We start from the raw sequence: 19,685 nt of genomic DNA on the forward strand, positions 1-19,685 counted from the left end.
CAAAGACGATGAGGTAGATAGGTTCGGGGTGGAAGCGTGGCGACACGTGCAGCTGACGAATACTAATCGATCGAGGACTTAACCAACAAACTGAACATGCGTTTCCAATGTCGATTTATCCAGTTTTGAGCGAACAAGCTCAAGAGTCCAGTGATGATGGCAAAGAGGCCACACCCGTTCCCATCCCGAACACGGAAGTTAAGCTCTTTTGCGCCGATGGTAGTTGGGGGTTTCCCCCTGTGAGAGTAGGACGTCGCTGGGCAATTATCTTTTTTTACTTTGTACCGAGATTTCCTTTTACCTTGCTTCCATAGCTCAGCAGGTAGAGTGCTTCCATGGTAAGGAAGAGGTCACCGGTTCGAACCCGGTTGGAAGCTTTTGATTCTTTAAAGTTTCTTTACATCGGAAACTGTTTTCTTTATAATTTTTTTGTAAGGCCCCTTGGTCAAGCGGTTAAGACACCGCCCTTTCACGGCGGTAACACGGGTTCGAATCCCGTAGGGGTCACCATTCACGGAGGATTAGCTCAGCTGGGAGAGCATCTGCCTTACAAGCAGAGGGTCGGCGGTTCGATCCCGTCATCCTCCACCATGTATCCATTTAGGCTATTAATCGAATAACGGTGGGGTAGCGAAGTGGCTAAACGCGGCGGACTGTAAATCCGCTCCTTCGGGTTCGGCAGTTCGAATCTGCCCCCCACCACCAGTTTTTTATTGCTTTGGGGTATAGCCAAGCGGTAAGGCAACGGGTTTTGATCCCGTCATGCCCTGGTTCGAATCCAGGTACCCCAGCCATTTTTTATTTTGAGCCATTAGCTCAGTTGGTAGAGCATCTGACTTTTAATCAGAGGGTCGAAGGTTCGAATCCTTCATGGCTCATTTATCTTTGCGCATTTTTCGCGCGGGGCCTTAGCTCAGCTGGGAGAGCGCGACGCTGGCAGCGTCGAGGTCAGGGGTTCGAGCCCCCTAGGCTCCATTGTTCCATGTGCAATCCATGTGTAAAAAGCCCGTATCCATTCAATTGGATACGGGCTTTTTTTAGTTTCTGATATATTCCGATTGTGGCCGGAAAATCACGTTATCTTGCTGCTGTTCGATGGCATGGGCTGTCCACCCAACTATGCGTGCAACACTGAAGGTGGGGGTGAATAGTTCAGGCGGCATTTGGATAGATCGCATAATCGCTGCTGCATAAAATTCTACATTGGTATAAAGGGCACGTCCTGGTTTTCGCTCATTTAACAATTGGGTAATTTTATTTTCCGCTTTGACTGCAAGGTCCAGCCATGGGTCTTCTTGCTGCAGCTGCTGGCATTTTTCACGGAGCAGAATAGCGCGCGGATCTTCTGTACGGTATACACGGTGACCGAAGCCCATGATTTTCTCGCCTTGCGCCAGTTTTTGTTCAATGACCGGACTGATCCTTTCAGGGGACTGGATTTCATCAAGCAATTCAAGCACTCCGGACGGGGCGCCTCCATGCAAAGGGCCTTTCATCGTACCGATTGCAGAAACGATGGCAGCGCTTAAGTCGGATTCTGTGGAAATGGTGACACGGCCAGCGAAAGTGGATGCATTCATGCCATGTTCCATTGTTAAGTTCAAATAGGTTTCCAAGGCTTCAGTTTGTACGTGTGTCGGTATTTGTCCTTTGATCATCCATAGATAGTTTGCAGTATGACCCAGGTCGCTTCTTGGCGCGACGAATTCCTGTCCGGTGCTTTGCCGGTATAGAAGAGCCGTCATTACAGGAAGTGCAGCAGTAAGGGCAATGGCTTGTTGTTGGATCTCCAATTCTTTGAATTCGGCATGCTGATAAGCTGAAACGAGTGTCCGCATGCCATCCATTAATGAAATTTCTTTGGGCAAATCTTGCGCAATGGCCATAAGATAATCCGGCAATTGACGATAGGATTTTAGTTGTTCAATAAGTCTTGCGAGTTCTTCATTTGAAGCGTGATGGCCGTGCCACAGGAAGTAGGCGGTCTGTTCGAAGCTCTTTTGATTGATCACTTCATTGATCAATGTTCCGCGGTAACGGAGTTCCCCCTTATCCCCTTCGACAGATGCAATGGCAGTTTGAACGGCGACAATGCCTTTAAGGCCTTTTTGAAACATGGAAATTCCTCCTTTTTTTCAAGTATAAGCTGCAGCTTTAATTATAAAAATTAAAGATTTATAATTGAAATAATTAAAAAAACTAATTGAAAGGAGATATGAAATGGAGATGCAATGGCTAAGAACCTTTGCAGATGCTGCGGAAACCTTGAATTTCCGTAAGACGTCCGAACGCTTGATGCTGTCGCAGCCGAGTGTGACGGTACATATTCGGCAATTGGAAGAGTATTTGGGGATTCGCCTGTTTGACCGTATCAAGAACCGCGTGGTGTTAACAGAGGAAGGGCGCCATTTTAAACAGCAGGCAGAAATATTGGTAGAAAAATTCGATTCAACGGTGGATGAGCTTCAATCATTTGCCCAAGGCTACCGGCGAAAATGGACCATCGCGATCTCCCCGTTAATGGCAGAGACGGTGCTGCCGTATATCCTAAAGTCGTTTACGAAAGCGCATCCGGACCTTGAGCTGGTGATCCGTGTGGAAGAGTCGGAAGCGATTGAAGAACTGGTAGAGAGCGGGGAAGTGTCTGCTGGCATCTCCGCTTTGCTGCCGGTAAAACGAGTGATTCTCCATGAAGTGGTTTATGAAGATCCTCTACTGCTCATTGTGCCGAGGGATGCTTATGATGATGAGCGGGGCCCGGTGGTTTCAGCTGAAGAGGTTTTGCAGCAGAATTTCATCTTTACCCATCATCATCCCGTTTTTTGGGAAGAGTTGCTGGTGAAATTACGCGTGCAGCTGCCGGGTATCCGCACGATGACAGTGACGCAGGCCCATATCGCGAAACGGTTTATCCAGGAAGGGCTCGGCGTATCGTTTTTGCCGAAGTCGATGGTGCGCCGAGAGTTGATTGAAGGGCGTTTGATGGAAGCGCGTTTTGACTTGTTCCCGTTGCCCACTGTTGCGACGTATTTCCTGTCCCTCAGCATGGGGGAACTGGAGAAAGATTTTTTGAGCCGTGTGCAATCGGTTTATTTCCGGTGAGTTGAAGAAGCGATAATTTTATTGAAAATGGCGAATTTGACGGATGCACTGGTATACTGCAGATAAGGAGGGGATGGATATGTATATTGAACAGCGCAATATTCGGCTTCGTTTGCTGAAACGTGAGGATTTTGAGGCATTATGGGCGCTTTATACACCGGACATCTTCGAATATATGCTGACTAAGGTGGAACGTTTCGAAGATTTAGAAGCGTGGTTATCGGCTGGAATGAACCAATCCAATGTCCTAGTATTTGCCGTGGAGCTTCCGGAAAGTGGTGAGATTGTCGGCACCACCCGCATTTATTCGATTGACGATACGAACAAGAGTTGTGAAATTGGAGCGACTTTCTATAGCGAAAAAGCACAGCGCACCCATGTCAATACGGCCGTCAAACATGCGCTGCTAGGCTATTGCTTCGAAGAACGGGAGATGATCCGCGTCCAGTTCAAAACCGATGCTGAAAATATCCGTTCCCAAAAATCGATCGAACGGATAGGAGCGGTGAAAGAAGGGCATTTGCGCAACGAACGAATCCGCTCGACAGGTGAACCAAGAGATGCCATTGTCTATTCCATCATTGATCGTGAATGGCCGGAAGTGAAAAAATCACTGGAAGAAAAAATGAATAAATATTCGGAATAATGTCAGGTTGAGCCAAGAGAACCTCAGAGGGTACAATAAATGTATCTTACTGAGGGGGTATAAAATAATGAATAAATTAAATGTTTCTATTATAGGTGTACCAATGGACCACGGGCAAATGCGCCGCGGCGTCGATATGGGGCCAAGCGCAATCCGTTACGCGGGCGTAGTGGACCGTATTGAAAATCTCGGGCATGAAGTAAATGACGAAGGCGATATCCAAATCCGCAAAGCGGACGGCAAAGTGGATGAAAACACCAATTTGCGCAATATGGACGTAATTACCGAAGCGACAGAAGCACTTGGAGAAACCGTTTCAGGCGTAGCCAAAGCCGGGAATTTCCCATTAGTGCTAGGCGGCGACCATAGTATTGCGATCGGAACGCTTGCCGGCATTTCAGAGCATTACGAGAATTTGGGCGTCATCTGGTATGATGCGCATGCGGATATGAACACGAGTGAAACGTCGCCATCAGGCAATATTCACGGCATGCCGCTTGCGGCGAGCTTTGGGCATGGCCATGAGAAATTGACGAACATCCGCGGTTACTCGCCAAAAGTGAAGCCGGAAAACATTGTCATCATCGGGGCGCGTTCTGTCGATCCAGGTGAGCGTGAATTGATCAAAGAGCACGGCATCAAAGTGTTCAGCATGCACGAAATCGACAAAATGGGCATGGATCATGTTATGCAGGAGTCGATCCGCTATTTGCGTGAAGAGCGTAAAACGGACGGTGTCCATTTGTCGCTCGACCTCGATGGCATCGATCCGATGTATACACCAGGTGTCGGTACGCCGGTACCAGGCGGCATTAGTTACCGCGAAAGCCATTTGGCGATGGAAATGCTGTTTGATGCAGGATTGATCACTTCTGCAGAATTTGTTGAAGTCAACCCGATCCTCGATGAAAAGAACCGTACAGCAGATGTGGCGGTCGCATTGATCGGTTCATTGCTTGGTGAAAAATTAGTATAAGAATAAAGCGGCTGTCCGGAATTTCCGGGCAGCTTTTTTTAATTTTGCGGAATGTATAGGGGATTAGGAAGAAGGGTGTAGGACTGTCAGACAGCACATTGCATGATTCTTATCAGCGAAATAATAAACTGATGAATTCATTCAAAGAACTGGAAATTGGCTGGTTTTTTCTGGGGATGGTTTGATAGGATAGAAGAAGAGAAAAAAATGAAACCTTTTCAGAACTGGACCGTATATAAAAGACAGCCGCATGGCGGAGGGAAATGAGATCATGGATGCGTTAGTGAATAAACGAATAAAACGAGTCATGAAGGGCGACCAAGACGCATTTGCCGAAATCGTGGAGCTGTATCAACATCAGTTGTTCCAGATTTGCTACCGCATGCTCGGCAACCGGCATGAAGCGGAAGATATTGCACAGGAAGCATTTACGCGGGCCTATGTGAACATACACACCTTCGACCAGAACCGTAAATTTTCCACGTGGCTTTACCGCATCGCCACCAACCTGTGCATTGACCGGATCCGCAAGAAAAAGCCGGATTATCATTTGGATGCGGAAGTCAAAGGCACGGAAGGCTTGAATATGTATTCGAAGATTGCCAATGATGAAGAGCTTCCGGAAGAAGAATTGATGCGGATGGAAGTTCAGGAGCGGGTGCAGTACGAAATAAGCCGCTTGCCGGATAAGTACCGGGCAGCGATTGTGTTAAAATATATCGAGGAATTGCCGCTGGCCGAAATCAGCGAGATCCTGGATTTGCCGCTTGGCACGGTGAAAACGCGGATACACCGCGGGCGCGAAGCACTTCGCAAGCAATTGAGCAATTTGTAGGAGGCGAGCATGATGAATGCGTGTCCGGAAAAAGTCATTCGCATGATGGACGATTACCTCGACGGGGAAATCAGCCCATCAGAGGAAAAAGAACTGAAAGATTACTTGCAGAGCTGCAGCGACTGCAGAAAAATATATCAAGAACTGACCAAAACCATTGCGTTTGTCCAAAGCGCTTCACACGTCCAGGCACCGTCGGACTTTGTGCAAAAGACGATGGCCGGTTTGCCGAAAGAATCACAGCGCGTCGGGATGAAACGCTTTATGCGCCATCATCCGCTGATGATCGCGGCGGCACTGTTCGTCTTGTTGATGAGTGCGGCGATGATGTCGAGCTTTAGCGACGACCAGCAGTTTTCATTTACCAAACAAGAGAACTTGGTAGTTGAAGGGCAGACCGTCGTCGTTCCGGAAGGCCAAACGGTTGTCGGGGATTTGACGATCCGCAATGGCGATTTGCGCGTGGACGGGGAACTTGAAGGCGACGTGACGATTGTCAACGGCCAGTACATGGCATCGAGTGGCGTCATTAACGGTGAAATCGAGGAAATCGACCAAGTATTCGAGTGGCTCTGGTATACGATCAAAGGGACATTCCAGGATGCGGTCAGCTTTTTTGGCGGCAATGACCAATCAATAGACGAGTAAAGCCCATCCATTCAATGGATGGGCTTTTTGCATGGGGGCAGATGTCTCGGGATATGATATACTGAAACTATATGTACATGGAGAAAAGCGAGGGTTGCAGATGCCTTTTTTGGAAAACTTCAATGACCAGACGCCGCTTCAGATGATCGGAAATGTTATCGACATCCTGTTGGTCTGGTTCGTTATTTACAAACTTATTACTGTCATCAAGGGAACGAAGGCTGTCCAATTATTAAAAGGAATCTTCTTTATTATCATCGCGCGTCTTGTGACCCAGGCGCTCAACCTGGAAACGCTTGGTTGGATTATGCAGCAAGTGCTCGAATGGGGTTTTCTTGCCATCATCATCATCTTCCAGCCTGAATTGAGACGCGCACTCGAACAGCTCGGGCGCGGGAAACTGTTCTCGAGCAGTACGCTTAATGAAGAATCCGAGCGCAACCGCTTGATTGAGGCGATGAGCAAATCGGTCAGCTATATGGCAAAGCGCCGCATCGGGGCACTCATTTCGATCGAGCGTGAAACCGGGCTCAGCGAATACATAGAGACGGGCATTCCGATGAATTCGGACATCACTTCCGAATTGATGATCAATCTATTCATTCCGAACACGCCGCTGCATGACGGTGCGGTCATCGTCCAGAAGAACCGCATCGCTGCGGCAGCCTGCTATTTGCCGCTGTCCGAGAGCCCGTTCATTTCGAAAGAGCTGGGGACGCGCCACCGTGCAGCACTCGGTATCAGTGAAGTGACGGATGCCATCACCATTGTCGTATCGGAAGAGACCGGGGCGATCAGTTTGACGGCGAACGGCGATTTGCACCGCAATTTGTCGCTCGAAGACTTTGAAGTGAAGCTCCGCCGTATCTGGTTCGGTGTCGAACAACAACAGACGGCAAGTTCTTGGTGGAATTGGAGGGGGAAAAAGAATGGATAAGATGATGGACAATCCGTGGTTTCTTCGGATCATGGCATTATTCCTGGCCTTTCTGCTCTTCTTTTCCGTCCAGACGGAAAATAATACGACCACCACTGAAACTGGAAGAGTGTCGGAAATGATAGAAGACGTGGAACTGCAAGTGTATTACGATGAAAGCTTGATGGTCAGCGGCGTGCCCGATACGGTCGACCTGTATTTGAGCGGACCGGCAAGCATTATCCAGACGACGCGCCAGCTCGATGACTATACCTTATTCATTGATTTGCGCAGCCTGCCTTTAGGGGAGCATCAAGTGCCGATTCAGACAGAAAACCTATCGGAACAACTGAGTGCACGCGTGGATCCGGCATTCGTTAATGTCGTGCTCGAGGAGCGGGTGTCCCAGGAATTCGATATCGACGCTGAAATGAACGAGCGCTTGCTGGCGGAAGGATTTGTCCTGGACGGCCTGTCTGTCGAACCGGATACTGTGACCGTTACGGGACCGCAAAGCGTCATCAATGCCATCAGCTTTGTCAAAGCGACAGTGACCGGTGAACCGGAAATCAAAGAATCTTTCACTGCTGAAGCGCGTGTCCGCGTGCTGGCAGAAGATTTGACGAAACTCGACAATGTCACGATCGAGCCGGAATCCGTGGCGGTTGACGTTACGGTAGAGGAATACAGCCGTGAATTGCCGGTACGCATCGAATCGACTGGCGATCCGCAAACAGGTATCACCATCAACTCCTGGACGCCTACAAGTGAACAAGTACGGGTCTTTGGGCCGCGTAGCGTAGTGGATGCGATGGAGGAATATGTCATCGAAGTGGAAGCGAATAGCGTCACGGCCTCCGATACGACGGTGACAGTGGAATTGCCGATTCCATCGGGCGCGTCCGGGGTTTCTCCAGGAGAGATGCAAGTAGAAGCAGACATTTCAGTGGATGAATCTTTGATTGTACCGGAAGAGTTGGAAAATCCGGAAATTGCCGAAAGTAACGAAGAATAAAATAGCTAAAAATGTAAAATTAGGTTAATATAAACAAATCATAATACAGAGTGATTGAAGGAGCGAAAAGCATGGGAAAATATTTTGGGACCGATGGTGTACGAGGGGTAGCCAATAGCGAATTGACGCCGGAACTGGCATTTAGGCTTGGGCGTTTTGGCGGCTATGTCTTAACGAAAAGCTCAAAGGAAAAACCGAAAGTGCTCGTAGGGCGGGATACACGAATTTCCGGGGAAATGCTTGAAAACGCATTAGCGGCTGGATTATTGTCAGTCGGTGCAGAAGTCATGCGCCTCGGCGTCATCAGCACTCCAGGTGTTTCATATCTGACACGCGTCATGAGCGCGGAAGCGGGAGTCATGATTTCTGCTTCCCACAACCCGGTCGCAGATAATGGCATCAAATTCTTCGGTTCAGACGGCTTTAAATTGTCGGACGACCAGGAAGCGGAAATCGAAGCTTTGCTCGATGCAGAAACAGACGATCTGCCACGCCCAACTGGCGGAGACCTTGGCAGCATCACCGAATATTTCGAAGGTGGCCAAAAATACCTCCAGTATTTGAAGCAAACAGTGGACGAGGAATTCGACGGCATCCACGTGGCGCTTGACTGCGCGCATGGTGCGACATCGACATTGGCGACTCACGTATTTGCCGATTTGGACGCGGACATCAGCTCAATGGGCGCTTCGCCAAACGGCTTGAACATCAACGAAGGCGTCGGATCGACACATCCAGAAGCACTTGCGAAGCTGGTCGTGGATAAAGGTGCCGATGTTGGCCTTGCCTTTGATGGCGACGGTGACCGTTTGATCGCGGTAGATGAAAAGGGAACGATTGTCGACGGCGACCAGATCATGTATATTTGCGCGAAGCATTTGAAATCAGAAGGCCGCTTGAAACAGGATACAGTCGTTTCAACAATCATGAGCAATATGGGCTTCTACAAAGCGCTTGAAGAAAACGGCATGAAGAGCGTCAAGACGGCTGTCGGCGATCGCTATGTAGTGGAAGAAATGAAGAAGAACGAATACAATTTGGGCGGCGAACAGTCGGGCCATATCATTTTCCTTGATTACAACACGACAGGCGACGGATTGTTGTCAGGCCTTCAATTGGTGAACATCATGAAAATCACAGGCAAGAAATTGTCTGAGCTGGCGAATGAAATGACGATTTTCCCACAAAAATTGGTGAACATCCGCGTGACGGACAAACACGGCGTGACAGATAACGCTGTCGTTGCCGAGAAGATTGCGGAAGTGGAACGCGACATGGACGGCGACGGCCGTGTGCTCGTGCGCCCTTCCGGAACCGAGCCACTGGTTCGCGTTATGGTCGAAGCGCCGTCTGCAGAAGCGTGCGAAGAGTACGTGGAGCGGATCGCGGCAGTTGTACGCGAAGAAATGGGCATGAAATAAATAAGCTAAAGGCCGGAGCGGATGCTCTGGCCTTTTTTTGTTGAAAAAGTGGAGGGGGAGATTCTGCTCCAGGGAGGACGCTTTCCGGAGGGCTCGCATTGAGCCGCTTCGATCGCTGCACAAAACCCCGCCTGCTCAACTCTCACGATGTTCGAGTTTCGCAAACGAATACGCTCAATACCTTTCGCATATTCGCTTGCAGGGTCTCAATTGTCTCGCTAATCCTCCCGGAGTCGACTCCCTTCCGCTCCATCTCTAAGTGTAGTACGGAAATCAAATTCAACTATCACTGAAATTAGCAGGAATAGTTTTAGACAGTTTTGTAATTACATAAAGAATATCTAATTAACCATCTTTTACACTATCAACTCTAGCTAGGCGTCTTCTTACAGATGAAACAATCAACGGCCATAACGCCACACTCACACATCCCACTAAGCATCGACAACCAGTGGGTGCAATAAAAGAAGCTGAAGCTCAGTCGCTCAAAGCAATCAATGAAATCTAATAGCCAAACCGCGCACAGGGGCGAGCCGGAGCAATGAGACAAGTGTTCTCCTTGGCTTATTGCGGGAGGCATGCAAAGCGGAAGGCGTTTGTTTTGCGATGAAAAGATCAATGATGAATTCTTCTCAGCCGCTTGTCCAACTAGCGCCACGAGATTGTCATTAGCTGAAACCTTTACGGCTATTTATCGTCATTTCAAGGGGCTGCGCCGTCAAAAGGTTACCAAGGAATTCAAAAAGATAGGTTTTGGGGTTTTTGGCACAGATACGCAATGGAAAGCTAGCATGCTTGTCCTCACAGGTTTTCGTGCCGTCTGTAAGTTATTCAGAGCTGAAAATAGTTAGAAAACATGAGGAGCTATGAACCAGCCGCTGGAAGATGACTGTGCGGATTGTCCTAAGGAAAGTTGTGCGTTGATTGACGGAATTGTATGGAGCGGTTATGATAAGGAGGTCGGTTTAATGCCGATGCAAAAGGGGGATAGAGGTAAGTGCGAAGGAAACCAATTATAGCGCCTGTACTGAAGAACTCGGACGGACCAGTCAGTCTTCAGTAGACGAGGAGGAGGAGTATCGAGATTTCGGCGGATACCTCCCGGCCGCGAAGCCCGGTCGTTATGTGCATGCTTAAAACAGTCGAGTGATCGATTGGACAACCAGCTTGCACGGGCTCACAACAAAGCGTTTGCGAACGCTTATTTTGACATTTAGAAAATTGGAGGAATATAAATTATGTGTGGAATTGTCGGGTATATTGGAGAACAGGATTCAAAAGAGATTTTATTGAAAGGCTTGGAGCGTCTGGAGTACCGTGGATATGATTCAGCGGGGATTGCAGTACGCAACGGCGAAGGCATCAAAGTATTCAAGGAAAAAGGCCGCATTGCAGATTTGCGCGGAGTCGTGGAAGACGATGTAACTGGAAACACAGGAATCGGGCATACACGTTGGGCAACGCACGGCAAGCCAAGCAAAGTTAACGCTCACCCGCATCAGAATACATCAGACCGCTTCACGATTGTTCATAACGGCGTTATCGAGAACTACCACCACATCCAGCGCGACCATTTGGAAGGCGTGGAAATGGAGTCTGATACGGATACGGAAATCATCGTGCAATTGATCGGCAAATTCGTTGAGGAAGGCATGACGACACAAGAAGCGTTCAGCAAGGCTTTGAAATTGATGAAAGGCTCGTACGCAATCGCTTTGCTTGATGCAGAAGAAGAGCAGACGATCTATGTAGCAAAAAACAAGAGCCCGCTTCTTGTCGGACTTGGCGAGAACTTCAATGTCATCGCATCTGATGCAATGGCGATGCTGCAAGTGACAGACCAGTTCGTTGAATTGATGGACAAAGAAGTCGTCATCGTGAAAAAAGAAAGCGTACAGATCTTGACGCTCGACGGCGAAGAAGTGGCACGCGACCCATTCACAGCAGAAATCGACATGAGCGATATCGATAAAGGCACATACCCGCATTACATGCTGAAAGAAATCGATGAGCAGCCAGCGGTTATGCGCAAAATCATCCAAGCTTACCAAGACGAGAATGATCAATTGACGATCGACTCCGGGATTTTGGATGCTTTGGAATCAGCAGACCGCCTGTACATCATTGCTGCAGGCACGAGCTACCATGCAGGTTTGATCGGCAAGGAATACTTGGAGAAAATGGCAGGCATTCCAGTAGAAGTACATGTAGCGAGCGAATTCGGCTACAACATGCCGCTTCTTTCTGAAAACCCGTTGTTCATCTTCATTTCCCAGTCCGGCGAAACAGCGGACAGCCGCCAAGTATTGGTGCGCATCAAGGAATTGGGCCATCCATCACTGACGGTCACTAACGTGGCAGGCTCTACGCTTTCGCGTGAAGCGGACCATACTTTATTGTTGCATGCAGGCCCTGAGATTGCGGTAGCGTCAACAAAAGCGTATACAGCGCAGTTAGCTGTACTTTCAATCCTTGCAGCAGTAACGGCAGAGCGCCGCGGCCGTGATATCGGTTTCGATTTGGTCCAGGAAATGGGCATCGTGGCGAACGCCGTGCAAGCACAAGTCGATATGAAAGAAGAACTTGAACAAATCGCAACGGATTATCTTTCGACTACACGCAATTGCTTCTTCATCGGGCGTTTGATGGATTATTTCGTCGGCCTTGAAGGCGCATTGAAACTGAAAGAAATCTCTTACATCCAAGCAGAAGGCTTTGCTGGCGGGGAACTTAAGCACGGCACGATCGCATTGATCGAAGAAGGTACACCGGTCATCGCGCTCGCGACGCAAGAATCCGTTAACTTGAACATCCGCGGAAACGTCAAAGAAGTGGCGGCACGCGGCGCAAATACGTGCATCATCTCCATGGAAGGCTTGAATGAAGAAGGCGACAGCCACGTCTTGCCGAAAGTCCATGAATTGTTGACGCCGCTTGTATCGGTCATCCCGCTTCAGTTGATCAGCTATTATGCTGCTCTACACCGCGATTGCGATGTCGACAAGCCGCGCAACTTGGCAAAATCCGTAACAGTTGAATAAGCAATGAGCGAACTCCCGCATCCGTGCGGGGGTTTTTTTATTTCCTGGGGAATATATTGGAATCCGCCAAAAGCCGTATCGTTTTTGTCGGGTGTAAAAAAACGGGGGCATCTATAATGAAAGCAGGAAGGAGGCAGGGAATATGCTGAAACAAATGAATGAAGCGCTTGCCTATATTGAAGCACATTTGGAAGAGGAGATCGACGAACGCGAGCTAGAGCGCATAGCCGGCACGTCCATTTACCATTTTCGCCGGATGTTCTCTTTCCTGTCAGGTTTCACATTGGGCGAGTATATGAGAAAGCGGCGGCTATCGAATGCCGCAGCGGACTTGCACAGTGGCATGAGCGTGACGGAAGCGGCGTTCAAATATGGCTATGATTCGGCCGATGGATTCTCACGTGCTTTCAAGGAGTGGGCAGGAATCAGTCCTTCCACGGTCCAAAAGAGCGGCATGTTGAAGTCGTTCCCAAAATTGACCTTCCAATTAACAATAAAAGGAGGAGTAGAAATGGAATACCGCATCGAAGAAAAACAGGCGTTCACTATTATCGGAGTGAAAAAACGAGTGGCGATCCAATTCGAAGGGGAAAATGAAGAGATTATGGCGCTTGCCAAAAGCATCTCAACGGAACAACGTGAGGAAATGCGCAGCTATGCGGATATGGAACCGCTTCAAGTGGTTAATGCTTCGTTCAATTTTGACGAGGGGCGAATGGATGAACAAGGCGGTTTGGATCACATGATCGGCTTTTTGACGGCGAAAAATGCCGAGCCTGTTAACGGACTTGATCGAGTCGAAGTGCCCGCACTTACGTGGGCGGTGTTTACAGCAGAAGGGGAATTTCCCCGGGTGATGCAAGAAACTTGGGGGAAAATCGTCTCCGAATGGCTGCCATCGTCTGGCTATGAACTGGCCGAAGCACCGGAAATTTCATTTACGGGGGATTTATCAGATCCCGCCCATGTGAAAAGCGAAATTTGGATGGCGGTGAAAAAACCGGTTCCAAATGAGTAATAGAATAAGCAGGAACGCACAAAAGAAAGAATATTCAATCTTTTAATTGAAAAGAAATGATTTTTCTCCTATGATGAAAGGGCATCGAGATCTGCATACATGCGGCACGAGAGGTTCATCATAAAGGAGGCGGAGTTATGACGAAAATAGGCATCATTACCGGCAGCACACGTCCGGGACGCAATAGCCTGCAAGTGGCGGAATGGGTGAAAGGCATCGCCGACCAGCGCGGCGACGCTGACTACGAACTCGTGGATTTGGCTGAATACAATCTGCCGATGTATGCAGAGCCGGTTTCTGCGGCGTATAGCCAGGATTATCAAACTCCTGAAGCCATTCCATGGGCGAAAAAGATTGCGGAGTTGGACGGTTATGTATTCATTTGCCCGGAATATAACCATGGCGTTACGTCAGCGTTGAAGAATGCCATCGATTATTTGTACATCGAATGGAACAATAAGGCGGCAGGCATTGTCAGCTACGGTTCGGCAGGCGGCGTCCGGGCAGCCGAATCCTTGCGCATCATCATGGCGGAACTGCAAGTGGCCACGGTGAGGGCCCATCCGGCCATGTCCTTGTTTACAGATTTCGTGAAAATGAGCGAATTTAAGCCGGCAGCAGTACACGAAAAATCGGTCAATGCCATGCTCGATCAAGTCAATGCCTGGACGAATGCGCTGGAGCCTTTGCGCAAGTGATCATGTGAATAAACTTTTCCACCGAATCCTGGATGAGGAACGCGAACAATAGCGGCCGCATTCGGGATTTTATTGTGGCAGAGTATAGATTCCGAAGCCTGGAAAATCTTGCGTTATCGTTTCAACACGAATGGAAGAAAGTGTATCATTAAAATGAACAGCAAAGAGTTTAGCGGGAAAAGAGGAAATTGAGTGGGGAAGATAACAGAAAAAAGAACAAGCAAGCGGGCTAAGAAGATATTGCGGGCACTTGCCGTCATCATCGGCGGTTTCATTACAGCTTATGGGCTCGAAGCCGTATTGATTCCGAATAATGTATCGGACGGCGGTGTGACGGGGCTGAGCATCGTCGGTTCACAGCTGACCGGCATGCAGCTCGGGATTTTAATCGGCTTGCTGAATATCCCGTTCGTCTATCTCGGATACAAACAGATTGGTAAGAGTTTTGCCATCTATTCGGTGATCGGCATTGCCGCTTTGGCATACGGGACGACCATCATGCACCATGTCCCGCCGATTGTCGAAGGCGACTCGCTGCTCGTGACAGTGGTCGGGGGCATCATTATCGGTTTCGGCATGGGGCTTGCGCTGCGCAACGGTGGCGCGTTGGACGGCATCGATATGCTCGCGGTATTGCTGTCGCGGAAACTGCCGTTTGGCACGAGTGACTTGATTTTATTCCTGAACTTATTCGTCTTTATCGTCGTGTCGACAGTTTTCGGTTTGCAGGGCGCGTTCTTGTCGGGAATCGCTTATTTCATTGCCTCCAAAGTGATCCATATGGTGGAGGAAGGCTTGAGCGGTTCGAAGACCTATAAGATCATCACCAGCGAGCCTGAGAATATGGTCGAGACGATCCGCGACCGCTTGGGGCGCAGTGCTACATACAATTTGGTCAAAGGGGCGTATACCAACGAAGACTATAAGGAAATTACGTGCATCATCAACCGCCTCGAAGACAGCAAGATGAAGGAAATCATTTACGAAATCGACCCGCAGGCCTTTGTGGCAGTGTATGATGTCGCTGAAGTAAAAGGCGGGAATTTCAAGAAGCGCGATATCCATTAATGAACAGGGGGATTCGAGATGATCATCGGATTGCATCACGCACAAATCACCATTCCAAAAGGAACGGAAGCGGAAGGAAAAGCGTTTTATTGTGAGCTATTGGGCTTGCAGGAAATCGACAAGCCGGATGCTTTGAAAGGGCGCGGCGGCTTTTGGCTCTCAGTCGGCCATCAGGAAGTGCATGTCGGGACTGAAGACGGCGTTGACCGTTTGGCGACAAAGGCGCATCTCGCGTATCAAGTGGAAGATATCCGCTATTGGCGCGATCGGCTGGAAGAAAGCGGTGTGGAGATTCTGGAGGCGGTGCCGATTCCGGGATTTGCGCGTTTTGAGTTCCGTGATCCGTTCGGCAACCGTGTGGAAATGATTCAATCCGTGGAGGAGAGCAACCAATGAAAATTATTGCTGGGTCAAATCAACAAGACAGTGAATTCATCAGAAAAAAAGTGATCGAACACAATATGAAAAACTTGCCGGACGAGGTCAAGACACCGGTGGAGCATCTGAATTTTGTGCTGAAAGACGATGACGGGACAATCATGGGCGGCCTCACCGCTACTACGTTCTGGCAGCATTTGCATGTCGATTTTTTGTGGGTGGATGACAGCCTGAGAGGGCAAGGTCAAGGCAGTGCATTGCTTGAGCAGATGGAGCAGGCGGCGAAAGAAAAAGGTTGCCGCTTGATCACGCTCGATACGTTCAGCTTCCAGGCGCCTGATTTCTACAAACGAAACGGCTACGAAGTGTTCGGCATGCTTGAAGACCACCCAAAAGGATTCAGCCAGTATTTTCTGCAAAAACGACTAGAGAATTAAAGCACAAGGCCGGCCTGAATGCAGGCTGGTTTTTTCTATGGAAAAAATTTCATTCACTAACTTGTAATGCAAGGGTTTATCGTTTATGATGATTTTATAACACTTGCATTGCAAGGTAGCGGAGTGACAAAGAAAGGGTTGATGCGCAAAGTGGCGGATTCTACACAAATGCTCAAAGGGATTTTAGACGGCTGCATCTTGTCGATTATCGAAGAAGGCGAGATTTACGGCTATGAACTGGCCGAAAAGCTGCAGAGTTACGGGTTTCAATCATTCAGCGAAGGCAGCATCTATCCGCTATTATTGCGGATGCAAAAAGAGGGGCTCGTGTCGAGTGTGCAACGGAAATCGACAGCCGGGCCGAAGCGTAAATATTATTCATTAACGGAAGCGGGACAAGCGGAACTGGAGCAATTTCTTGGGCGCTGGGCTGATTTGAAGCAATCGGTCGATGCGGTCATCACTAAAGGAGGGCAATGATATGCTATCTGCAAAATCTGAACAATTCCTGATTGAACTGCGCATGTATTTGGTGCAGCGGGGAAAAAGCGATGAGGACATCAACGAAGTGGTTGATGAACTAGAAAGCCATTTGATCGAATCGGAGAAACACGGCAAAAGTGTCGAGAGCATCGTCGGGAAAAACCCGAAACAGTATATGAAGAGCATCGGGGCGACGCTGCCGATTGCGGCGAAAGAATTGATGGTCCTCATTCCAGCGACGGTGTTGGTGATTCTCGCGTATTTGGCATACATCCCGGCTTTGTCAGGGGATTTCAACTTATCGCAAACGGTGCTTTGGGGCATCATTCCTGTCGTCTTGAGCCTTGCGATCTACAGTTCCCTGATTTTCAAAGTGTTTCCGAAGTTCCACGATCAGCCGGTGAAGCTCGGCGTGATCGCGGTGGCTGTTTCGATTTTGGTCATCGGCTTCTGGGTGGTATTTTATTTGTGGATGGTTCCGGAGTCTACATCAGCTTATTTTACGGCAACGGCTGAACAGAATTATATGATTGTCGCCGTCTGCCTTGTCGCGTTTATCGCCTATGCGCTGTACACGAAATCCTGGATTACCATTATCGTCGCGGCATTGATGAGTGCGGGGCCGCTTGCGGAAAAATGGATCCCACAGGATGTAAATGAAGATCCGCTATACATCGCCATGACTATCGGGATTTTCGCCTTGATCGGCATTGCCTTCATCTGGTGGTTGATGCGAAAAAGGCATAAAACGGCTTAAGCCATGAGTTAGGTAGAAGGCTTATCTTCACTATGGATGTCGCCGACTAGTTCTTCGAGCAAGTCTTCCAAGGTGATGAGGCCGGCCGTTCCGCCGTATTCATCGAGCACGATGGCTAAATGATTATGGCTTTTCTGCATTTCCAGGAACACTTCATCAATTCCGCGCTTTTCGAATACAAAATGGGGCGCCCGCATGATTTGTCGGATATCGAAGGCTGGCTGTGGCGAATTTTCCCGATAGCGAAATAAATCCTTAATGTGGATACTGCCGATCATATGGTCTCTATCAGCCTGATAGACCGGGAATTTGGAGAAAGGGTGCAGCGTGGCGAGGCGCACGATATCGTCGAGCGAATCGTCGGCAGAGATGGCGATGATGTCTGTCCGGTGAACCATGATGTCTTCGATGGCTTTGTCGTTGAATTCAAACGCACGCGTAATGATGAATTGTTCCATGTCTTCGATGGTGCCTTTTTCCTTGCCGGCTTCGAGCATCAGCCGGATTTCTTCTTCTGTTTCTTCCGGCACGGGTTGATGGGGGTCGATGCCAAACAGGCGAATTACCGCATTGGTTGACCAGGAAAGAATGGTGACGAATGGACTGGTGAGGATCGCGAGCATACGAAGCGGATAGATCAGTGCCATTGCAATGGGCTCCGGTTTTTGCAGGGCGAGGCGTTTGGGCACCAATTCGCCGAAGACGAGCGTGAAATAAGACAGCAGCAAGGTGATGAAAATCAGGGACGTGATTTGCACGATACCGGGTGATACCGGAAGTGCCGTGGCTTGGACATAAAGCGACAATTCATCTGCAAAACTGTCCGCAGCGAAGGCACTCGCCAAAAAACCTGCGAGCGTAATGCCGATCTGGATCGTTGCGAGGAACTGGCTCGGCTGCGACAGCATGGCGTCGATTAGCCGGGCTTTTTTATTGCCTGACTCGGCCATCTTCTTGATCTTGTAGTCATTCAATGAAATCAACGCGATTTCAGACGCCGCAAACAAGGCGTTGGCGAAAATCAATGCAATCAATACTCCAAGTGCCCATCCCATCACTTGAAAACCTCCTTTTGATTGAGAGATCAAAAGCAATTTGAACCTTGAAACGGATGAATAATAGTTTATAAGCCCAGTTTAGCTGAAACTCAACAAAAACTCTCAGTTGACACCATTAAAGTTTCAGGAGAAAGCAATTCAGAAACCTTTTGCATATGGCTACGTTCATCTGCTCGAATTTCCCATGCATTCACAGTAGCTTTTTACTTTTTTTGTGCTATACTTTTTGTAACAACTCAATAGACCTTGACATCACGTCAAAGGGGAGTAGCTATGGGGAAACCTATTTCACAGTCGTCATTACATGGACCCGTTCCATCGGTTGTGATAGCAAAATCATTTTGCTTAGCAAGACCTTTGCCTTCTATAGGCAGGGGTCTTTTTTGTTGTCAAATTCAAGGAGGTTTTTTTCATTGGAAGCAATATTATTGGAGTATGCATGGGTGCTGCTCGTCTTAGTGGCACTTGAAGGTTTGCTTGCTGCGGACAATGCTGTCGTCATGGCGGTCATGGTCAAGCACTTGCCGAAAGCGCAACAAAAGAAAGCATTGTTCTACGGGTTACTCGGGGCGTTCGTGTTCCGTTTTGCGGCCTTATTCATGATTACTTTGCTCGTCGATGTCTGGCAGATCCAGGCACTCGGTGCAGCGTATCTCTTGTTCATTGCGTTTAAGCATATTTACGATCAGCGAAAAGGCAAAGAACATTCGGTTGAGCCGGAACAGACAAAAGGTTCTGGCTTCTGGATGACGGTATTGAAAGTGGAACTTGCAGATATCGCGTTCGCAGTCGACTCGATGCTCGCAGCGGTGGCGCTTGCGATCACCTTGCCGCATCTTGGCTCTATGGAAATCGGCGGCATCAACGGCGGGCAGTTTGCCGTCATGCTTGCTGGTGGCTTGATCGGACTCGTTATTATGCGTTTTGCGGCACATAAATTCGTCAAGCTATTGTCGAATTACCCGCAGCTTGAAACGACAGCGTTCGTCGTCGTCGGCTGGGTCGGTGTCAAATTGACCGTGTTGACGCTCGGGCACAAAGGCGTCGGCATCTTGCCATACGAATTTGCCCACTCGACGGAATGGAAATTGATTTTCTGGGGCGTCCTTCTTGCCATCGTGGCAGTCGGCGCAATTGTCAGCGTCAAGAAAAAGCGCGAACAAAGCGCTGCGTAATTCCGGCTGGCCC

General features: G+C 48.9%; 20 protein-coding genes, 7 tRNA genes and 2 rRNA genes. 27 read left to right on the forward strand and 2 right to left on the reverse strand.

Translation table 11 applies throughout. The features are described 5' to 3' along the window. The 9 genes from DFR62_RS12110 to DFR62_RS12150 form a co-directional block, all read left to right on the forward strand. Positions 1 to 86, forward strand: a 23S ribosomal RNA gene (locus DFR62_RS12110); the annotation flags it as partial. A gap of 60 nt (positions 87 to 146) precedes the next feature. After that, positions 147 to 262, forward strand: a 5S ribosomal RNA gene (rrf, locus tag DFR62_RS12115). A gap of 42 nt (positions 263 to 304) precedes the next feature. After that, positions 305 to 377: transfer RNA gene (locus DFR62_RS12120), tRNA-Thr, on the forward strand. Positions 378 to 435: 58 nt separating this feature from the next. Further along, positions 436 to 510 (forward strand) — tRNA-Glu (locus DFR62_RS12125). Between the two features lie 5 nt (positions 511 to 515). Next, positions 516 to 591, forward strand: a tRNA-Val gene (locus DFR62_RS12130). A gap of 30 nt (positions 592 to 621) precedes the next feature. Then, positions 622 to 705, forward strand: a tRNA-Tyr gene (locus tag DFR62_RS12135). 14 nt (positions 706 to 719) lie between these two features. Further along, positions 720 to 794: transfer RNA gene (locus DFR62_RS12140), tRNA-Gln, on the forward strand. 11 nt (positions 795 to 805) lie between these two features. After that, positions 806 to 878, forward strand: a tRNA-Lys gene (locus DFR62_RS12145). Positions 879 to 902: 24 nt separating this feature from the next. Next, a tRNA-Ala gene (locus DFR62_RS12150) sits at positions 903 to 975 on the forward strand. A 62-nt stretch (positions 976 to 1,037) separates the two neighbouring features. On the opposite strand, the gene DFR62_RS12155 is transcribed toward DFR62_RS12150, so the two are convergent. Next, positions 1,038 to 2,117: a citrate synthase/methylcitrate synthase gene (locus DFR62_RS12155; protein ID WP_121300645.1), complete on the reverse strand. Its 1,080-nt coding sequence runs from the start codon at positions 2,115 to 2,117 to the stop codon at positions 1,038 to 1,040. A 103-nt stretch (positions 2,118 to 2,220) separates the two neighbouring features. Here DFR62_RS12155 and DFR62_RS12160 point away from each other — a divergent pair, with 103 nt between their 5' ends. From DFR62_RS12160 to DFR62_RS12240, 17 genes are all read left to right on the forward strand, one after another. Next, entirely contained in the window at positions 2,221 to 3,102 is an 882-nt protein-coding gene (locus tag DFR62_RS12160) for a LysR family transcriptional regulator (protein WP_121300646.1), read from the forward strand. Positions 3,103 to 3,181: 79 nt separating this feature from the next. Continuing rightward, positions 3,182 to 3,748, forward strand: a complete 567-nt coding sequence (locus tag DFR62_RS12165) for a GNAT family N-acetyltransferase (protein ID WP_241663169.1) — start codon at positions 3,182 to 3,184, stop codon at positions 3,746 to 3,748. Positions 3,749 to 3,815: 67 nt separating this feature from the next. Next, on the forward strand, positions 3,816 to 4,724 hold the full coding sequence (rocF, locus tag DFR62_RS12170; RefSeq protein WP_121300648.1) for an arginase: 909 nt from the start codon (positions 3,816 to 3,818) through the stop codon (positions 4,722 to 4,724). Positions 4,725 to 4,995: 271 nt separating this feature from the next. Then, a complete protein-coding gene (gene sigW / locus DFR62_RS12175) occupies positions 4,996 to 5,559 on the forward strand; it encodes an RNA polymerase sigma factor SigW (protein ID WP_101189215.1) in 564 nt (187 codons plus the stop codon). Between the two features lie 12 nt (positions 5,560 to 5,571). Further along, entirely contained in the window at positions 5,572 to 6,207 is a 636-nt protein-coding gene (locus DFR62_RS12180; protein WP_121300649.1) for a zf-HC2 domain-containing protein, read from the forward strand. 100 nt (positions 6,208 to 6,307) lie between these two features. Beyond that, positions 6,308 to 7,144, forward strand: a complete 837-nt coding sequence (gene cdaA, locus DFR62_RS12185) for a diadenylate cyclase CdaA (protein ID WP_121300978.1) — start codon at positions 6,308 to 6,310, stop codon at positions 7,142 to 7,144. Continuing rightward, the gene (locus tag DFR62_RS12190) at positions 7,137 to 8,138 is read left to right on the forward strand and encodes a CdaR family protein (RefSeq protein WP_121300650.1); all 1,002 of its coding nucleotides are present in this window, start codon (positions 7,137 to 7,139) and stop codon (positions 8,136 to 8,138) included. The genes cdaA and DFR62_RS12190 overlap by 8 nt, the downstream gene beginning before the upstream one ends. 71 nt (positions 8,139 to 8,209) lie before the next feature. Beyond that, positions 8,210 to 9,559 carry a phosphoglucosamine mutase gene (glmM, locus tag DFR62_RS12195; RefSeq protein ID WP_121300651.1) on the forward strand — a complete coding sequence of 450 codons (1,350 nt, stop codon included), beginning with the start codon at positions 8,210 to 8,212 and terminating at the stop codon, positions 9,557 to 9,559. Positions 9,560 to 10,137: 578 nt separating this feature from the next. After that, the gene (locus tag DFR62_RS12200) at positions 10,138 to 10,410 is read left to right on the forward strand and encodes a hypothetical protein (protein WP_121300652.1); all 273 of its coding nucleotides are present in this window, start codon (positions 10,138 to 10,140) and stop codon (positions 10,408 to 10,410) included. A 387-nt stretch (positions 10,411 to 10,797) separates the two neighbouring features. Beyond that, positions 10,798 to 12,600, forward strand: coding sequence for a glutamine--fructose-6-phosphate transaminase (isomerizing) (glmS, locus tag DFR62_RS12205; protein ID WP_121300653.1), 1,803 nt, complete (start codon positions 10,798 to 10,800; stop codon positions 12,598 to 12,600). A 142-nt stretch (positions 12,601 to 12,742) separates the two neighbouring features. Continuing rightward, positions 12,743 to 13,618 carry an AraC family transcriptional regulator gene (locus DFR62_RS12210; protein WP_121300654.1) on the forward strand — a complete coding sequence of 292 codons (876 nt, stop codon included), beginning with the start codon at positions 12,743 to 12,745 and terminating at the stop codon, positions 13,616 to 13,618. Between the two features lie 137 nt (positions 13,619 to 13,755). Further along, on the forward strand, positions 13,756 to 14,316 hold the full coding sequence (locus tag DFR62_RS12215) for an NADPH-dependent FMN reductase (RefSeq protein ID WP_121300655.1): 561 nt from the start codon (positions 13,756 to 13,758) through the stop codon (positions 14,314 to 14,316). Between the two features lie 201 nt (positions 14,317 to 14,517). Beyond that, complete coding sequence (locus tag DFR62_RS12220) at positions 14,518 to 15,384, forward strand: YitT family protein (protein ID WP_421958197.1); 867 nt, start codon at positions 14,518 to 14,520, stop codon at positions 15,382 to 15,384. 18 nt (positions 15,385 to 15,402) lie between these two features. Then, positions 15,403 to 15,780, forward strand: a complete 378-nt coding sequence (locus tag DFR62_RS12225; RefSeq protein ID WP_121300657.1) for a VOC family protein — start codon at positions 15,403 to 15,405, stop codon at positions 15,778 to 15,780. Beyond that, positions 15,777 to 16,199, forward strand: a complete 423-nt coding sequence (locus DFR62_RS12230) for a GNAT family N-acetyltransferase (RefSeq protein ID WP_121300658.1) — start codon at positions 15,777 to 15,779, stop codon at positions 16,197 to 16,199. The genes DFR62_RS12225 and DFR62_RS12230 overlap by 4 nt, the downstream gene beginning before the upstream one ends. Positions 16,200 to 16,349: 150 nt before the next feature. Next, complete coding sequence (locus DFR62_RS12235) at positions 16,350 to 16,679, forward strand: PadR family transcriptional regulator (RefSeq protein ID WP_068459767.1); 330 nt, start codon at positions 16,350 to 16,352, stop codon at positions 16,677 to 16,679. Position 16,680: 1 nt separating this feature from the next. Further along, complete coding sequence (locus DFR62_RS12240; protein WP_121300659.1) at positions 16,681 to 17,439, forward strand: DUF1129 family protein; 759 nt, start codon at positions 16,681 to 16,683, stop codon at positions 17,437 to 17,439. Positions 17,440 to 17,447: 8 nt separating this feature from the next. Here the strand turns inward: DFR62_RS12240 and DFR62_RS12245 are convergent, their stop codons facing one another. Next, positions 17,448 to 18,494, reverse strand: a complete 1,047-nt coding sequence (locus DFR62_RS12245) for a hemolysin family protein (protein WP_241663170.1) — start codon at positions 18,492 to 18,494, stop codon at positions 17,448 to 17,450. Positions 18,495 to 18,910: 416 nt separating this feature from the next. On the opposite strand from DFR62_RS12245, the gene DFR62_RS12250 reads away from it, so the two are divergent. Then, positions 18,911 to 19,672 (forward strand): TerC family protein, encoded by a 762-nt coding sequence (locus tag DFR62_RS12250; RefSeq protein WP_112232716.1) that lies wholly within the window; start codon positions 18,911 to 18,913, stop codon positions 19,670 to 19,672. Positions 19,673 to 19,685 lie beyond the last annotated feature (13 nt).

Origin of the sequence: Planococcus citreus (assembly GCF_003664125.1) — a bacterium.
Classification (GTDB): domain Bacteria; phylum Bacillota; class Bacilli; order Bacillales_A; family Planococcaceae; genus Planococcus; species Planococcus citreus.

What these genes read in the sequence shown, in the direction of transcription:
- DFR62_RS12155 (WP_121300645.1), bottom strand. Translation starts at nt 2,117, where the DNA reads ATGTTTCAAAAAGGCCTTAAAGGCATTGTCGCCGTTCAAACTGCCATT.
- DFR62_RS12160 (WP_121300646.1), top strand. Translation starts at nt 2,221, where the DNA reads ATGGAGATGCAATGGCTAAGAACCTTTGCAGATGCTGCGGAAACCTTG.
- DFR62_RS12165 (WP_241663169.1), top strand. Translation starts at nt 3,182, where the DNA reads ATGTATATTGAACAGCGCAATATTCGGCTTCGTTTGCTGAAACGTGAG.
- rocF (WP_121300648.1), top strand. Translation starts at nt 3,816, where the DNA reads ATGAATAAATTAAATGTTTCTATTATAGGTGTACCAATGGACCACGGG.
- sigW (WP_101189215.1), top strand. Translation starts at nt 4,996, where the DNA reads ATGGATGCGTTAGTGAATAAACGAATAAAACGAGTCATGAAGGGCGAC.
- DFR62_RS12180 (WP_121300649.1), top strand. Translation starts at nt 5,572, where the DNA reads ATGAATGCGTGTCCGGAAAAAGTCATTCGCATGATGGACGATTACCTC.
- cdaA (WP_121300978.1), top strand. Translation starts at nt 6,308, where the DNA reads ATGCCTTTTTTGGAAAACTTCAATGACCAGACGCCGCTTCAGATGATC.
- DFR62_RS12190 (WP_121300650.1), top strand. Translation starts at nt 7,137, where the DNA reads ATGGATAAGATGATGGACAATCCGTGGTTTCTTCGGATCATGGCATTA.
- glmM (WP_121300651.1), top strand. Translation starts at nt 8,210, where the DNA reads ATGGGAAAATATTTTGGGACCGATGGTGTACGAGGGGTAGCCAATAGC.
- DFR62_RS12200 (WP_121300652.1), top strand. Translation starts at nt 10,138, where the DNA reads ATGCAAAGCGGAAGGCGTTTGTTTTGCGATGAAAAGATCAATGATGAA.
- glmS (WP_121300653.1), top strand. Translation starts at nt 10,798, where the DNA reads ATGTGTGGAATTGTCGGGTATATTGGAGAACAGGATTCAAAAGAGATT.
- DFR62_RS12210 (WP_121300654.1), top strand. Translation starts at nt 12,743, where the DNA reads ATGCTGAAACAAATGAATGAAGCGCTTGCCTATATTGAAGCACATTTG.
- DFR62_RS12215 (WP_121300655.1), top strand. Translation starts at nt 13,756, where the DNA reads ATGACGAAAATAGGCATCATTACCGGCAGCACACGTCCGGGACGCAAT.
- DFR62_RS12225 (WP_121300657.1), top strand. Translation starts at nt 15,403, where the DNA reads ATGATCATCGGATTGCATCACGCACAAATCACCATTCCAAAAGGAACG.
- DFR62_RS12230 (WP_121300658.1), top strand. Translation starts at nt 15,777, where the DNA reads ATGAAAATTATTGCTGGGTCAAATCAACAAGACAGTGAATTCATCAGA.
- DFR62_RS12240 (WP_121300659.1), top strand. Translation starts at nt 16,681, where the DNA reads ATGCTATCTGCAAAATCTGAACAATTCCTGATTGAACTGCGCATGTAT.
- DFR62_RS12245 (WP_241663170.1), bottom strand. Translation starts at nt 18,494, where the DNA reads ATGGGATGGGCACTTGGAGTATTGATTGCATTGATTTTCGCCAACGCC.